The organism is Afipia sp. GW821-FHT04G03, assembly GCF_059419985.1.
Genome location: NZ_JBWKSV010000001.1, coordinates 1,058,527 through 1,070,478, shown reverse-complemented (window position 1 = coordinate 1,070,478; position 11,952 = coordinate 1,058,527). Strand labels below are relative to the sequence as shown.

Below are 11,952 nucleotides of genomic sequence, written 5' to 3'. Positions count from 1 at the left end.
CCATGATGCGCAGGCGCTTTCTCGGTCTTGCGGGCTTTGCGGCGCTGGCGCTCTTGCCGATCGTCATTCAGAACCCTTACTACGTTCATCTGGCGACGGTCGTGCTGATCTTCGCTATCGTTTTGTTTGGGCTGGATCTCATCGTCGGCTATGTCGGCGAGATATCGCTGGGTCATTTCGGGCTCTTCGCCATTGGCGCCTATGCAGCAGGTCTTCTGGTCGTGAAGGTCGGTGTGCCGCTGCCCATTGCGCTGGTAGCCGCTGCCGCGATCACGGCGGGTTTTGGTGCATGCCTGGCGTTTCCTGCTTTGCGCACCAGCGGTCCCTATCTTGCCATGGTGACGCTCGCCTTCGGCACGATCGCGCTTGTCGTACTCAATGAATGGGCCGATCTGACCCAAGGCGCCCGGGGACTTGCGGTGGCCAAGCCTTTCGTCTTCGGTGTGAAGATCGATGCGTGGCGGTTCTACTGGATCGTGTGCGTCTGCTTCGCCCTGTCCTGGGTCGTTATGGATCGAATCATCGACTCTCCCTACGGTCGCGCCTTTCAGGCACTCCAAGGCAGTCCAATTGCGGCCGACAGTGTCGGAGTTTCGCCGGTCAACTACAAAGTGCTGGCCTTTACTCTGAGCGCGGCGTTCACTGGTCTCGCCGGTGGACTTTATGCCTTTTCCGAAGAATACATCACCCCGCAGTCCTTTAATTTTGAGCTGACCATCGTCTTTCTTCTTGCCCTGATCGTGGGCGGGCGAACCAGCCGCTGGGGAGCCTTGGTGGGAGCGACGCTGGCGGTCTGGTTGCCCAACCTCCTCGGCAATATCACGACCTTTCACATCATGATCGTGGCCTCGACCATCATCCTTGCTGCAATCGCCGCATGGCGCGCGATTGGCGGTAACCGCGACTGGCGCATGTGGCTACCGGCCCTGGTATCTGCGGGCGTCATGGTCGTAAGTTCCCAGCTCTCGACCATGACGGAGCAGCGGCTCACCATTTTCGGGCTCATTTTGCTGGGCGCTATCGTCTATCTACCTAACGGTATCGTCGGCGCCATCGCGGTACTCTTCGACAAGCGAAGGCCGCAAGCCCCGAAATCTGTCGCTCTGGACGCAAATCGCTTTGCTCTTTCCAAACGGGATGCGGGACAAGCCGCTGACCTTGTCCTTGACAACGTCACGGTGCGCTTCGGCGGACTCAAGGCGTTGAGTGGTTTCACGACCGAGATAGAGGCAGGCCTCACCCACGGCCTTATCGGCCCCAATGGTGCGGGTAAGAGCACGCTCATCAACACACTAACGGGGCTGTATACGCCCACAACCGGTACGATCTTAATCGGCAAGCGGTCCGTTGTTGGCGTTGGCATGGCTGAGATCGCAAGACTCGGTGTTGCTCGCACGTTCCAGAACATCCAACTGTTTGGCCAGATGACGGTTCTGCAGAATGTTTTGGTTGGCCGCCACCGTTCCTATCGGTCGAATTTGCTTGATGTGATCCTCGATACACCACGTTTCCGGCAGGAGGAGTACGAGCAGACGGCGCGCGCGCGCGACTTCCTTGCTTTCGTTGGGCTGGCTACTTCGGCTGACGAGGACGGCCGCTCGTTACCCTATGGCAAGCAGCGGTTGCTGGAAATCGCGCGCGCGCTGGCGACGGAGCCGACGATCCTCTTGCTCGACGAGCCGGCAGCCGGGCTTGCGCCGTCGGAAATCGAAGATCTTGTCCGTCTCCTTGGGCGCATCAGAACTTCACGTGTCACCATGGTACTGATCGAGCATCACATGGATGTCGTTATGGGGCTGAGCGACAAGATCACCGTGCTTGATTTCGGCGAGAAGATCGCCGAGGGCCGGCCGGCTGAAATTGCGGCGGACCCGAAGGTGATCGAGGCTTATCTCGGCGTCGCAGCTGACGTAGCCCGAGCTGAAGTAACCTGAGGGGAGACCGGCGTGCTCAACATCGAAAAGCTTTCTTCCGGCTATGGCCGCTCCGATGTGATCCACGGCATCGACATCGAGGTACCAAAGGGTCGTCTCGTCTGCATTATCGGCGGCAATGGTGCCGGCAAGTCGACCACAATGCGAACCGTCTCGGGCATGATAAATGCGACGTCGGGGCGGGTTCGCATGGGCGGGCGTGACATCACCAATATGCCGTCGCACCGGATCGCATCGCTCGGCCTTGCCCATGTCCCGGAAGGCCGCAAGGTGTTCGTTAGCATGTCGGTGCTCGATAATCTCCGGCTTGGTGCCTACCGCCGGTCCGACCGCAGGGTGGTGATCCGAGAGCTTGACGAGGTGATGGAGTTATTTCCTCGGCTTGGCGAACGCCGTAGCCAGCTTGCCGGTACGCTGTCGGGAGGCGAGCAGCAGATGCTGGCTATCGGACGAGCGCTAATGGCCGCGCCCGAGGTGCTCCTGCTCGACGAACCTTCGCTCGGCCTTGCGCCGAAGCTGGTGGAGGAGGTCTACGCCACCATCGGCCGCCTTCGGCGACAGGGACGGACCATGCTCTTGGTTGAACAATTCGCCAATATCGCCTTGGGCGTTGCCGATGTTGCTTACGTGCTCGAGAACGGTAGAATCGTATTGTCAGGCAGTGGCCCGGATCTTCTCAACAATCCTCGCGTCCGGGATGCCTATATCGGCGCCTCCAACAAGTTTGCCTCAATAGGCGATTGAGACAAAGATAGACACGCGTGTTTTGAGAATGACGGGTGATGCCTAGCAGATCTGGCGGCAAACATGAACTCGATAGAACACTCGTTTCAGGAGTTTGTCGACGCTATTCAAACGGCCAACGATGACGACAGTTTCGAGCGTGTGGCAACACGCGTGACGCAGCGTCTTGGCTTTCGTTGGTTTGCCTATCTACGCATTGTTGAGGACGCGCCGAAGCTGATTTCCTCCTATCCGAACTCCTGGACCAGCCGGTATTTCGACCTGCACTACGAACAACTCGACCCCGTCGTTCGGCGTGCGCGGCTTGAGCATGATGTGTTCAGCTGGGGTTCTGGCGCACCGAAGCCGGCAGGTACTCGTGAGCAGCGAAAATTCTTCGAGGAAGCAACAAGCTTTGGCATCGAGTCCGGTATTACCGTGCCGATAAGAGGTGGCTTCGGACGAATGGCCGCATTTACTTTGGCGACGGACGACCGCGCCATGCGGCCTGAACAACTCATCGCCAAGTCGAAAGATGTTGTGCAACTGGTGGGACTATATTTCCATACGCACTTAGCAGCGCGACTCGGTGCGGGCAGCGGTCAACCAGATGCCGATGGCGTATTGACCCAGCGCGAGCGTCAGTGCTTGGCTTGGGCCGCGCGAGGCAAGACGGTGGCGGACACGGCGATCCTCGTTGGCATTGCGCCGCGCACCGTTGCGTTCCATCTTGATAACGCCCGACGCAAGTTGGGAGCAACATCGATTGCGCAATGCGTGGCGGAAGCATTACGTCGCCGGCTATTGCCCTGAGCAAGCTGAGATTGATTCTCGCCTCAAAAAAGGCCAGTTTCGTTTGCTCGAACTTCTTCTCTTTGCCAAATAGCGAGACCTACCTGTAAAAAAGCACAGGCGCGGCTCACTTTCGTTTCTGTTGTTGTGACCTCTCTCTTCAACCGGAGGTCAACATGTACGCCGTCGCACTCGACAATCGTCAATTCGGTCATCATCTCAATTTGCTCACGGAGATGTATAGGCTTCGTCGCCGCGTCTTCAAGGATCGTCTTGACTGGGCTGTATCGGTCTCCGGTGACCTGGAGCTCGATGTCTATGACGCACTGAATCCCACCTATCTCCTTGTCATGTCGGATGAGGGCAACCTCGTTGGCGGCGTGCGGCTCCTTCCGACTACGGGGCCAACCATGCTCGCCGACACCTTTCCCGCCTTGCTTGGCGGGCAAGAAACGCCGCGCAGCGAGAAGATCCTCGAAAGCTCGCGGTTTTGCGTGGATACCAAGCTTGCGTCCGAACTTGCAGAGAACGGTCTCAACCGCGCAACCTTCATTCTGTTTGCGGCCATGATTGAAGGTGCGCGGGCCGTGAACGCCGAATCGATTGTAACGGTCACGGATACCCGGATGGAGCGCATTCTCCGTCGCGCAGGCTGGCCGCTCGAGCGCATCGCACCTCCACAGCGGCTCGGGCAAACCATGGCTCTCGCCGGTTACCTCCATGCCTCCGATCACGCGCTCGCGGCGATGTATCGTAATGCCGACGTCGAGGGCCCGGTCCTTCTTGCGTCCAATTCATTCCGGGCAGCCGCGTAGTGATGACGATGCGCTCTCGGTAAGTAGCGCCACGGACAGGTCGTATCAAGAATCCAAATGCTGGCAGACCCGCGGCGCAGCCGAGTTGTTCTGATCAATCTGACGCGCGGCGAACAGGCCAACACGCCGGTCGAGTTCGCTGCGCGTCGCCGTGCGAGCCTGGATTTGCTCCCGACATGCCAGGAAATCTTCGGTGTCCCTCAACTCGCTGTCGGCGAATATGAACCCAATCAAGTTCCGGATGGGGCAGCTCATTCGATCGTACCGATAGATGTCGATAGCCTTTCCTTGTGGAGCGACCAGGAGTTTGCGGCGTCACTCGTGGCATCGAGTTTTGGCGTTATATTTCTAGGCGGGGCCTGGCTCGAGGAAGAGGTTTTCATAGCGGCCCTGGAAGGGGCCAGGCTTGGATATGATGTGCGAGTGCTTGCCGACCTCTCAGTCGCGCGGGTTGAGAGCGACCGGTCACTTGTTCTGGACCGCCTGGCACTTCACGGCGTGTTGGCTACGACGGTCCGACAGACTTTTCTGGAATGGGCGGTGTGCCTGGATGATCTCTTGCTGAAACAGAAAGTCCGTCAGCTCTTGTCGTAGCCGGGCGCCACCCGCAAGGCGCTTCGCATGCGGGTCGGGCTCTCGTGAACCGAGCCCGCTGGCGCAGTCTCGGCCTGCGGCTTCGATCCCTGGCGCAGACATAGCGAACCATGGCAGCATGGTCTGTTTGCGACAGCGCGTTTGCGCCTGCATCGCCACACCGTTGGGTACGTCGGCTGGCTCGTAGCAGACAGATCTGCGGAGCCGGCCTGAACGGCCGGCCGGTTTTTAGTGGCCCCCAGAAGTCGGGGTGGGCGGCGCTCCCGTATAGCCCCGAACCGGCGAGCCGCAACCGCGAGCCGACAAATTTCCGAAATGACGATTGGGTACGGCTCGCGGTCCTCCGCTGACGCTCCGGCCTTACAGGTGCAGCCCGCCTCTGCGTTCGGGGCTGTCCGGTCGCTCTTCGCCGCCCACCCCGCCTTCCGGGGGCAGGACGCGGAAGAAGAAGAGAGCGAACGGAGAGTATCATGACCAGCCATCTACACCGGGAGCGCGCGGAGGGGCCCAAGGAAGGTCCCAAGGCGGCTCCCAAGGCAGCGTCCAAGGCCAGCCTTTACGAGGAGATCACAGCTCGGATTATCGCCGATCTGGAAAGCGGAACCTTCCCTTGGGCGCAGCCTTGGGGGGCGGGACCGGGGAACGCCGCGCTGGGATTGCCGCGCAATGCCGCAACCGGGAAATCCTATTCCGGCATCAATGTGCTGATCCTCTGGGGACGGCTGTTCGATCAGGGTTTCACCGCGCAAAGCTGGCTCACCTTTCGTCAAGCGCTCAGCCTTGGAGGCGCAGTGCGCAAGGGCGAACACGGGGTCAGCGTCTGCTACGCCGACAAGTTCATTCCCAAGGGCAACCGAAGCAACGGCGCGGGCGGCGAAACCTCATCAGGCCAGGGCGAGCGGAACGGCGAGGACGAGGCGGTGCCGTTCCTGCGGCGCTATACCGTCTTTAACGTCGCGCAATGCGAGAACCTGCCGGACCACTGCCTTGGCTCCGCGCCCGCCTTGCCGGAACGTCAGATCGTACCGCAGGCCGAGGCGCTTGCGAAAGCGACGCTGGCCGATATCCGTACCGGTGGGGCGCACGCCTTCTATCGGCCTTCGGAAGACGCGGTCCACATCCCGCCGCAGCCCGCTTTCTTCGATCAGATCAATTACTACCGGACCCTGTTTCATGAGCTGGGCCACTGGACCGGACATTCGAGCCGATTGGGCCGCGATCTCACCGGTTCCTTCGGATCGAAGGCCTACGCAAACGAGGAACTGGTCGCCGAGATCACGGCCGCCTTTGTTTGCTCCGCGCTGTCGATCCAGCCGACCGTGCGCCACGCCGATTACCTCGGCAACTGGCTGAGCGTCCTGCGTTCAGATAATCGCGCCATCTTTCGCGCCGCCAGCAAGGCCTCGAAAGCCGCCGACTTCCTGCTCGCCTTCAGGAAGTCCGAACCCGCCATGTTGCCGGACGGCGAGGCCGCGCCGTGACCCATGCCCCGGCATCGCTACTTTCGAACACCGTTACCGAACGGACGGAGGCGGGCGAGCAATTGCTCGCCCCCTTCGTGGCGCCGGTCTCGGTGCGCCAGCGGCTCGACCATCTGATGGCGCAGCCGCTTCTCCCCCGCAAACCCCAAAAGCCTCTCGACATCGGGCTCTTCGATGAGGCCGCACGCAACCAGTTGAGCCTGTTCTAAACCAAAGGAGAAAGACGATGGACCTGCAACATATCCCGCTCAGCAATCTGAAGATCGCAACCGTCAACGTGCGCCACAGCCGCAAACCGCCCGACGTTTCCGACATCCTGCCATCGATCCGCGCGCGCGGCGTCCTGCAGCCGCTGCTGGTTCGTCCCAACGGCAAGGGTTACGAGATCGTCGCCGGACGGCGGCGTTATTTCGCAGCCTCCAAGGTCGCGGAAGAACAGGGCGTCTCCCCCGACGAGGTGTTGCTGCCTTGTGCGGTTACCGTGAAAGGCGACGACGCGGGCGCAATGGAGGCTTCCCTGATCGAGAATATCGCGCGCGCGCCGATGGACGAACTGGAGGAATACGAGGCCTTCGCGCGATTGCTCAAACAGGGGCGCGGCGCTGCCGACATCGCGCTCACTTTCGGTGTTACCGAACTCTACGTCAAACAGCGCTTCGCGCTCGCCAACCTGCTCGCCGGAATCAAGGACGCCTACCGCGATGGCCGCATCGAGCCGGAAGACCTGCAACTGCTGACCTCCGCCACCCGTCGCCAGCAAAAGGAATGGCTCACGGCCTTCGAGCGCGAAGGCGAAGGAGACGGCGAAAGCGAAAGCGACGATGCCGAAGGCGCGCCGCGCGGCCATCAGTTGAAGCACTGGCTGTTCGGCGGTGAGCGGATTGCGACCGCTGCCGCGCGCTTTGCCGTCGCGGACTACAAGGGCGAGATCATCGCCGACCTGTTCGGTGAGGTCAGTTGCTTTGCCGACCGCGAGGCGTTCTGGGTGCTGCAGAACGCCGCCATCGCCCGGCTGCGCGACGAACTCGCAGGCCGGGGCTGGAACGTGACGGTTCTGGAGAAGGGTGAGCGGTTTCAGGTCTGGCAGCACCTCGAAGCGTCAAAGGAAGAAGGCGGCAAGGCCTTCATCGAAATCCGCGACACTGGTGAGGTCGAGGTCCACGAGGGCTATCTGGCGCGCGACGAACGCCGCCCGCGCCGCAATAGCGGCAATGCCGAAGGCGAGGGGGAGGAGGCCGCAAGCGAGGCGGCAAAGCCCGAACTCACCAAGGCTGCCGAGAACTATCTGGCACTCCACCGTCATGCCATCGTGCGCGCCGAACTGCTCGCCCGGCCCGGCATCGCGCTCCGGCTCGCGGTCGCCCACATGGTCGCGGGGTCGCCGCTGTGGAGTGTCAAGCCCGATCCGCAACGGGCCGACAAGGAAGACATCGCAGCCTCCGTTACCGCATGCAGGGCTCAGGCCGCATTCGAGGCCGAACGGCAGTCGGTGCTGCAGTTGCTTGACCTGGAGGCGAGCTATCTTGGGACGGTGACGCGCGGCAACGGCGATCCCCATTGGGGCGGGACTGTGTTTGCACGGCTACTGGCGTTACCGGATGAGGCCGTGCTGAAGGTTCTCACCGTGGTCATGGCCGAGACCCTCGCCGCTGGTTCACCCTTGGTGGAGGCTGCAGGCGTCGTGGTCAAACCGGATGTGGCCCGGTGGTGGGCAGCGGACGATACCTTCCTTGACCTTGTCCGCGACCGCGTCGCCGTCAACGCGCTGCTCGGCGAGGTGGCCGGGAAGGCGGTCGCCGATGCCAATGTCTCGGAGACCGCAAAGGTGCAAAGGAAGATCGTGCACGACTGCCTGACCGGGGAGGGACGCGAACGCACCGAAGGCTGGGTACCGCGCTACATGGCGTTCCCCGCTGGCCATTATGACCCGAATAAAACCCTGAAAATTGCGACGGATTGGGAGGCCATTAAGCCTTTGTTTACCGGCAATTGAGCCTAGCGATTCGGGCGCGGAGGCGTGCTCCGCGCCCGAATTCGGGAGTCGCCGAGTCGCAAAAGAGTCAACCGCCGGCGGCGAAATGTGATCGATAGCGCGATCGGCGACTCAGCCTATAGGTCGATGAACGATCCGCACCCGGTGCACTTGAGCGAGCAAACCGATGCCGAATTCATACGACGCAATGAGCGCGACCGAAGCGACATTGAAGCGGACCTGCCTGAGCCAGGTGATCGTCGGCCTGTCGGCGCTGGCTTCCACGGCAGTCCTGCTTGTGCAGGTTTTGCCCCCGCTGATGCACGGCTTTCCGTAGCAATTGCTGCTTCGCCCGGCCGACCCCTGAACCTTAAGGCTGGCGGGTGAGGCGCCCCCACCGTCGAATACCCCATGAAAAAACCGGACCTTGATGCAGCAATCAGCTGCACCAAGGTCCGGCTTTTAGTGAGCGCTACCGATATCATCGACAAACCACCCTCGACCCGCTTGCGCAGAATCTTTCAGGCGATAGCGACGATGTCAGGAAGCCAAAGAGGCTCGGCTGAAGTTACTTCTTCTTCTTGGCGGTCTTCTTCTTTGCAGCCTTCTTTGCCTTCTTCGCTTTCTTGGCCATGGTGCCCTCCATCAATTTTGAAAACGGGATCAACGAAAAGTGCCGGCCGAGAATCGGCATGCACATAACGAGTGTACACGACAATCGTAAAATAGATATGGCGCCACGCATCGTCGCGACTTGCCGCTTCGTCGCTTGGAAACATGATCGCTCCGCGCGACATCGCTGAAACAAAATGGAGCGAGAGAACGCCCCGCGCTGATCGCGCGGGAGCCGGACTTAACCAGTCCGCCGGATTCCAGATCACGGCGAAGACGCTGTCATCGTCCTGGCCGGCAGCGCGGACAAGATTGGTTGAGTGCTTGCGCGCCCGAACTCGGGTGCTGCGAGCGAGAGGCTCACATAGTCCTTGCCGCTGTTCTCGCCACGCCGGACCCAGCCCGCGCCGATTGCGACACCTTGCATGACGAACCGAAAGTCGGAGTGGGTCTCCGCACTCTTGTCACGGTTCGGGATGTTATCGACGTCGGCCCGGATCGAGGCGGTCTTGGGCTGGCTGTAGCGTCGTATCGTTCGGTGCCATCAGATGTGCAAGGCCCGTCCCCCTGATGTCGGTGGCTCCGATCTCCTGCTCCTTGGCGTTACGACCTATGGGAATCGCCCCCCTGATGAAACCATCGCGGCCGCCTTTTTTCCCCGCCGGACCAAGCGGCTCCGGCTCCTCGCGCGCTTCGCTCCAAAAAAGGCGTCCGCTCAGGTGCTCCGCTGCGCTGCGCCCGAAGCCGGTTCATCGGTGTTGCGCTCCCCATCACGGTCTCGCCATCGCAGGGGATCGGCCCCTCGCGAACAACAGGAGGACAGACCATGACCGCAATCGGATACGTCACCAAGAACGACAACGGCAGCTACAAGGGCCAGCTCAAGACCGTCTCGATCCGGGCCGACATCGATATCATGCCGAACCGCGACAAGAGTGCGGAGACCCACCCCGACTTCCGGGTCGTGACCCAAGGCGTCGAGATCGGCGCGGGCTGGATCCGGCGCGGCGAGAACAGCGGCAAGGACTATGTGAGCCTGTCGCTCGCGGCTCCCGAGTTCGGACCGCGCAAGCTCTACGCCAATCTCGGCCGCGCGGCCGGCCAGGACGATGACAGCGTCTTCGCCGTGATCTGGAACCCGGCGGACTAAGCCAAGCCCGGCCCTCGCGCGATCAGCGCGGGGGCCGTTCTCTCGCCGCATTTTGTTTTGACAATCAGGGCTCGTTTGATCGCTTTTCTGAATGCGGGGCTTCTTCTGAACCGTGACCTTGCCGAACCATCGCGCGGCGTTTCGCGCGACGCAGCCGTTTCCTGTGGTCCCGCGTCCTACGATGGAAGCGATTGGGCGTGGGAATTTCTGCGCCGAAATCCGGACTACGGCGCGGACTGGCGTAGCTCCGTACCCCGGCGGCTGCCGCATGTAACCCTGAAAGACGGCACCCACCTGTTGCGGTTGCGGCGGCGCTTTCCCCGCGCCGAACGATGGGGACTTTATGCTTTCGCCGATCCCTCGGTCGCAGCCCGCCAAGCCCCGGTTTTCTGGCATATAGCCGCACTGAAACAGGTAGTCCGGGTTCGGGCCGTGCCGCCGACACACCGTGAAGGCCTCACACCGCTCACCTTGGCCAGTTTCAATGTCGATCGTGCTGCGGCTATCGGTGTCGACAACGTTCCACTGGTGCTGATGAAGGGACCCGGTGTCCACGTTCCCGTCGAAATCCACGACGTCGCGGTCCTGACATCTGCCTTTGCGCCCGTATTCGAGATCGACGGCTTTTCGGACCTCAACGCCCAAACCGAATTGCTCAAGCGCCTTCATCGCTTTGCGGAACAGGCCCCGTCCGCCGCCGGCCGGTCGGCATTTGCGATCGATGAACGACTCCATCACGCGCTGATCGCGCTCGATGAAAGCCTTGATGGCAAGACCTATCGGCAGATCGCCATCACCATCTTCGGCGAGAAGAAAGTAGCCGAGGAATGGCAAGGACCGAGCCAGTTCCTGAAAGACCGCACAAGGCGGCTGGTTGCCAAGGGTACCGAGCTGATGAGGGGCGGTTACCGCGACCTCCTTTTCTAGCCGTCCCAGCCATTTGCCGGTTTTCCCACCTTTGCCGGCCTGGGGTGGCGAATTCGCATCCCTCCATCTTCGCCACTCCCGCCCGTGCCGCAATTTGACGACGCTTCTCCTCGCACTCGCTTCTTGACGAACCGCGGGGCAGGGAGCGTTGGACATGGCCGAAGACGAAGCAAAAGAGCCCGAACCACCATTTCTGAATACCGTAGAGGCGGCGGCGTGGCTGCGGCTCACCAAAAACACCTTAGAGAAGATGCGCGTGAAGGGCACCGGGCCGGCCTATCGCAAGCACGGACGCTACGTCCGCTATCACATCGAAGACCTCGTCGATTATTCACAAGCCAGCAAGCGGAGGTCGACCTCCGATGCGGATTGATCGTGCCCGTTTGCGTCCGCAAATCGCTTTCCTCGCGGCGATTTCGACGGCCGTCGTTTCGATGCTCGTCAGCTTTGAAAGTCGCCCGCCGCTCGTCATCTACAATGCCTCGGGCAGCGCGCCGCTTGGCTTTTATTTTCTGGAGAGCCGGCTGCCGGTCCGCGGTGAACTGGCGGTGGTTCAGCCACCGCCCCTGATCGAGCTGATGATCGTCGCCCGCGAAATCCTGCCGCCCACAGTGCCGCTCCTCAAGCAGATCGGGGCTATCGGGGGCGACGAAGTTTGCCGCTCAAAGGAGGCAGGCGGCGTTATCTCGGTCAACGGAAAGGTCGTGGCCGAGACCTTCGAAAAAGACCCGCAGGGGCGTCCGCTGCCAGCCTGGGAAGGCTGCATGAAATTGATCGAAGGCGAATTCTTCCTGCTGCAGCCGCACCCGAATTCATTCGACTCGAGGTATTTCGGCCCGGTTCTAAGGTGCGATGTTCTCGGTGTGGCACGCCCGCTGTGGACCTGGAATCCGGACGGCTAGGCACCTACTCTTGAATCTGAACCAGGCAGACCGAGGTTTGCACAGATTGA

Annotated in this window: 14 protein-coding genes and 1 pseudogene; 13 read left to right on the top strand and 2 right to left on the bottom strand. The window is 61.3% G+C overall.

The genetic code is table 11. From position 1 onward, the window contains the following. The first annotated feature begins 2 nt into the window (after positions 1–2). The 9 genes from AC07UB_RS05225 to AC07UB_RS05185 all read left to right on the top strand — a co-directional run bounded on the left by AC07UB_RS05225 (position 3) and on the right by AC07UB_RS05185 (position 8,648). Positions 3–1,934 (top strand): branched-chain amino acid ABC transporter ATP-binding protein/permease, encoded by a 1,932-nt coding sequence (locus tag AC07UB_RS05225; RefSeq protein WP_494651883.1) that lies wholly within the window; start codon positions 3–5, stop codon positions 1,932–1,934. A gap of 12 nt (positions 1,935–1,946) precedes the next feature. Next, on the top strand, positions 1,947–2,678 hold the full coding sequence (locus tag AC07UB_RS05220) for an ABC transporter ATP-binding protein (protein ID WP_494651885.1): 732 nt from the start codon (positions 1,947–1,949) through the stop codon (positions 2,676–2,678). A 63-nt stretch (positions 2,679–2,741) separates the two neighbouring features. After that, positions 2,742–3,470: an autoinducer binding domain-containing protein gene (locus AC07UB_RS05215; RefSeq protein ID WP_494651886.1), complete on the top strand. Its 729-nt coding sequence runs from the start codon at positions 2,742–2,744 to the stop codon at positions 3,468–3,470. A 155-nt stretch (positions 3,471–3,625) separates the two neighbouring features. Beyond that, positions 3,626–4,264, top strand: a complete 639-nt coding sequence (locus AC07UB_RS05210; RefSeq protein WP_494651888.1) for an acyl-homoserine-lactone synthase — start codon at positions 3,626–3,628, stop codon at positions 4,262–4,264. A 57-nt stretch (positions 4,265–4,321) separates the two neighbouring features. Next, a complete protein-coding gene (locus AC07UB_RS05205; RefSeq protein WP_494651889.1) occupies positions 4,322–4,858 on the top strand; it encodes a cysteine hydrolase family protein in 537 nt (178 codons plus the stop codon). A gap of 470 nt (positions 4,859–5,328) precedes the next feature. Next, a complete protein-coding gene (locus AC07UB_RS05200) occupies positions 5,329–6,339 on the top strand; it encodes an ArdC family protein (protein ID WP_494651891.1) in 1,011 nt (336 codons plus the stop codon). Continuing rightward, the gene (locus AC07UB_RS05195; RefSeq protein ID WP_494651892.1) at positions 6,336–6,548 is read left to right on the top strand and encodes a hypothetical protein; all 213 of its coding nucleotides are present in this window, start codon (positions 6,336–6,338) and stop codon (positions 6,546–6,548) included. The genes AC07UB_RS05200 and AC07UB_RS05195 overlap by 4 nt, the downstream gene beginning before the upstream one ends. Positions 6,549–6,565: 17 nt before the next feature. Further along, positions 6,566–8,332, top strand: a complete 1,767-nt coding sequence (locus AC07UB_RS05190; RefSeq protein ID WP_494651893.1) for a ParB/RepB/Spo0J family partition protein — start codon at positions 6,566–6,568, stop codon at positions 8,330–8,332. A 166-nt stretch (positions 8,333–8,498) separates the two neighbouring features. After that, the gene (locus tag AC07UB_RS05185) at positions 8,499–8,648 is read left to right on the top strand and encodes a hypothetical protein (protein WP_494651895.1); all 150 of its coding nucleotides are present in this window, start codon (positions 8,499–8,501) and stop codon (positions 8,646–8,648) included. Positions 8,649–8,832: 184 nt separating this feature from the next. Here the strand turns inward: AC07UB_RS05185 and AC07UB_RS05180 are convergent, their stop codons facing one another. After that, positions 8,833–9,090 (bottom strand): hypothetical protein, encoded by a 258-nt coding sequence (locus AC07UB_RS05180; protein WP_494652718.1) that lies wholly within the window; start codon positions 9,088–9,090, stop codon positions 8,833–8,835. 81 nt (positions 9,091–9,171) lie between these two features. Continuing rightward, positions 9,172–9,455, bottom strand: a pseudogene (locus tag AC07UB_RS05175) (DUF736 family protein); the annotation flags it as partial. 294 nt (positions 9,456–9,749) lie between these two features. On the opposite strand from AC07UB_RS05175, the gene AC07UB_RS05170 reads away from it, so the two are divergent. From AC07UB_RS05170 to AC07UB_RS05155, 4 genes are all read left to right on the top strand, one after another. Then, entirely contained in the window at positions 9,750–10,073 is a 324-nt protein-coding gene (locus AC07UB_RS05170; RefSeq protein ID WP_494651896.1) for a DUF736 domain-containing protein, read from the top strand. Between the two features lie 75 nt (positions 10,074–10,148). Further along, positions 10,149–11,000, top strand: coding sequence for a DUF2285 domain-containing protein (locus AC07UB_RS05165; protein ID WP_494651897.1), 852 nt, complete (start codon positions 10,149–10,151; stop codon positions 10,998–11,000). Positions 11,001–11,154: 154 nt separating this feature from the next. Continuing rightward, positions 11,155–11,373, top strand: a complete 219-nt coding sequence (locus AC07UB_RS05160; protein WP_494651898.1) for a helix-turn-helix domain-containing protein — start codon at positions 11,155–11,157, stop codon at positions 11,371–11,373. Further along, positions 11,363–11,902, top strand: a complete 540-nt coding sequence (locus AC07UB_RS05155) for a S26 family signal peptidase (RefSeq protein WP_494651899.1) — start codon at positions 11,363–11,365, stop codon at positions 11,900–11,902. Before AC07UB_RS05160 ends, AC07UB_RS05155 begins: the two co-directional genes overlap by 11 nt. Positions 11,903–11,952: the final 50 nt, after the last annotated feature.